This is a genomic window from Flagellimonas olearia, from assembly GCF_009184425.1.
Classification (GTDB): Bacteria; Bacteroidota; Bacteroidia; order Flavobacteriales; family Flavobacteriaceae; genus Flagellimonas; species Flagellimonas olearia.
The window spans coordinates 1-327 of the sequence record NZ_WELG01000169.1; the positions used below are offsets into that span (position 1 = coordinate 1).

Sequence of the window (327 nt, forward strand, 5' to 3'; positions counted from 1 at the left end):
AGACATGAAGGTAATGAAGCCTACCCCCTTGATAGTCTTGACGCCCCCGCCGACCAGGCCAACCAAGATGTAAGGGATGACCAGGATCAAAACGCTCAGCTGCAGAGATACCACGAAGGCCGTGTTCATCACGTCCAGGCCGGCAGTCTGGGCCAAGGTGATGACTGGCAGGCCGACCGCCCCGAAGGCAGTTGGGGTGGTGTTTGCCACCAGGCAGATAACGGAAGCTTCAATCGGGTTGATCCCGAAGGTCATCAAGATGCTGGCCGGGATGGCAACAGCGGTCCCGAAGCCGGCAATGGCTTCCAGGAAGCCCCCGAAGCCCCA

At 59.6% G+C, this 327-nt stretch carries 1 protein-coding gene; it reads right to left on the reverse strand.

Annotated elements, in window-relative coordinates:
- Nucleotides 1–327: L-lactate permease (locus F8C76_RS20025; RefSeq protein ID WP_170284078.1), on the reverse strand; the 327-nt coding region annotated here is incomplete at both ends.